The sequence below is a fragment of the Paenibacillus sp. P4_A7 genome, assembly GCF_056402455.1.
In genome coordinates this window covers 1-2,581 of the sequence record NZ_JBFUHJ010000622.1, presented here as the reverse complement: position 1 = coordinate 2,581, position 2,581 = coordinate 1, and the positions used below count along the sequence as shown (strand labels likewise).

3 protein-coding genes are annotated in these 2,581 nt (G+C 41.4%); 2 read left to right on the top strand and 1 reads right to left on the bottom strand.

The features are described from left to right. Positions 1–296: 296 nt before the first annotated feature. Entirely contained in the window at positions 297–611 is a 315-nt protein-coding gene (locus tag AC1DWN_RS32080; RefSeq protein ID WP_477562897.1) for a hypothetical protein, read from the bottom strand. A gap of 215 nt (positions 612–826) precedes the next feature. Here AC1DWN_RS32080 and AC1DWN_RS32075 point away from each other — a divergent pair, with 215 nt between their 5' ends. Together AC1DWN_RS32075 and AC1DWN_RS32070 are read left to right on the top strand one after the other, a co-directional pair. Beyond that, the gene (locus tag AC1DWN_RS32075; RefSeq protein ID WP_477562896.1) at positions 827–1,783 is read left to right on the top strand and encodes a helix-turn-helix transcriptional regulator; all 957 of its coding nucleotides are present in this window, start codon (positions 827–829) and stop codon (positions 1,781–1,783) included. 143 nt (positions 1,784–1,926) lie between these two features. Continuing rightward, on the top strand, positions 1,927–2,581 hold a 655-nt coding region (locus AC1DWN_RS32070; RefSeq protein WP_477562895.1), incomplete at its 3' end, for a glycoside hydrolase family 99-like domain-containing protein.

Sequence of the window (2,581 nt, the reverse complement as noted above, 5' to 3'; positions counted from 1 at the left end):
GTGCATACCGAAGCGGCGGCGTCATGAACTTCCTCTCACGTTCTTTGATCAAACTTTATTATATCCCATTACTAACCTCGGCGTGAACAGGATGTTGCTTTATACAATAGTGAAAAGCAGCTGTAAAGTCCTGATGTACTTTCGATCCATTCCGAAAACGAACTACACAAGGAGCTGCACTATTTGGATTTTGGCAAGTTGGAGCAAGGGGAGCGTTGCCTGAAGCAGGCAATTAAATTGGCGGAAGCTGCCGAGGATAACACAACCTATCAGAAGAAAAATTAGAATCGATGTGTTCATCCAATTTTTACCTTGGCTAAAAATCGGTTTTGTGTTTCCATATCTGCATACTTTTTATATTTAGCAACAGACTCCGACATATATTTATAGAGATAAATACATAATGCCTCAAGTTGTTCGTTTCTAGACTTCAGTTGATACTGCTCATAGATTATGCTAATGTCTAATCTTAGAGAATTATCCCTGCTATCAAATAGTCTAAATGTTTTTCGACCATGACTCGCAGGTAAAACACGCAATACAAAAATAATATCATACGTAAAATTCCATGTTTTTGCTAATTCTTCTAATGGTAACAGTTCATCTCTCAATTKGCCTACACATGTTCTATATGTATCTAAATAAAAACCTAGTTTCTTTCATACCACCCTCTTGTAGAAAAAAACCACAAATTCTGCTCCAAAATGAATTGTACCTGTACCGATAAATATGGTCTTGCATATGATTCAAATAACCCTCTACCCAGCCATTTCATGGCTACATACTCGTTATTTAATCCATAAATTCTGATCAAAGGGGGAGATGAATGTTGAATCGATTAATTTCGTACTCTGTGAATTTCCAGTCGTTGGCCCCTTATGTTCGGTACATTCAGGAAATTTCAGACGGTGACGATTATCGGGTTCCTCCTCGGGTAATTTACGATCATGAAATCATTTATGTGCTGAAGGGCCAATGTGACTATATGATTGAAGGGCAGCCTTTTCAGCTTCGCGCCGGCGATGTTCATCTGATGCCTCCTCATGTTCGGCATTCGTGCAGAGTACCAACGGGACAAGTATTTCACTATTTTGCAGTGCATTTTGACCCGTTCTATATGGGGGAAGAATTGGATTTTTCGGCTGATGATGTTTATCTGCAGCATGATTATCAACGGTTGGATCGAATTCCGGATCGAGAGGATCTAGCCGAACGGCCCAGCACAGAATGGGGCGAAGTTAGCTTTCCTTATGTAATGAGTGTTAGGGAGCCAACGGCTTTTGCCATCCTTTTCCGTCGAATGTTGAATGCGTTTACAGCAAAGCGTTATGGCTATCCGCTAGTTCTGCGTTCCTGCCTTTTGGAGATATTATCATTAATGACAAGCAATATCGTGATAGAAGAAGGCGTGGAAAGACCCTCATTTCCAATGCGTACTGAAATCTCTCAGGTGATCGCTAATATGGAAACTCATTATTCTGAGCCGCTGCATCTCGAAGGACTTGCGGAATCAGTCTTCTTAGCCCCAAATTATTTGCGGAATCTATTCAAGCAAGCAACTGGACGCACACCCGTCGAATATTTGACTCTTTTACGCGTAAGTAAGGCCAAGGAAATGCTGCTTAAGGAGCAGTTTTCGATTGGTGAGATCGCGGAAAAGGTAGGTTATTCTGACATTCATCATTTCAGTAAACTGTTCAAAAAAATAGAGGGGCTATCTCCTAAACATTATAGGGAAACCTTGCAAAGATATACGCTTAATGATAAAGGACAGCAAGGATAAATTCCTCTTCCTATAAAGAAAGTTAAATTTACATTCTTCATTAGATACACATCTTTCTACATTTACAACAAATACGTCAGACTCTTTGAGCAGTATGATGTCACTTAGATAGTGAACATCTAATGAAGAGGAGTAATGTATGAATGAAAGATTTGATAAACAGCCCTTATGAGATTGCAGTTTATTATTTTCCGAATTATCATGTGGATGCCCGCAATGAGAGGTGGCACGGAGCTGGTTGGACAGAATGGGAGTTAGTTAAGCAAGCTCGTCCGCGTTTCCCAGGACATCAGCAGCCAAAAGAACCTCTATGGGGTTATTTAGATGAATCCAAGCCTGAAACAGCAGAGAAACAAATCGCAGCCGCAACCGACCACGGCATAAATACTTTTATTTATGATTGGTACTGGTATGAAGATGGCGCTTACCTGAATGGCGCACTGGATAAAGGTTATATGCATGCTGCTAACAAGGACAGATTAAAGTTTGCTCTGATGTGGGCCAATCATGACTGGATGAACATTCACCCGTATAAACGAAGCACTGATCCGACGGTGCTCGTTCCGGGAACTGTTAACCGAGATACGTTCGAAGCTGCGACTGATCATATCATTGCTCATTATTTCAACCAGTCGACTTATTGGCGAGTAGATGGCGGACTGTACTTTTCCGTATATGAGCTGATGCGGCTGGTGGAGGGATTGGGCGGTATAGAAAAGACGGCTCAGGCTCTAAGAAACTTTCGTGAAAAAACAAGAAGTGCGGGTTTGGGCGAGCTGCACTTGAACGCGGTTATTT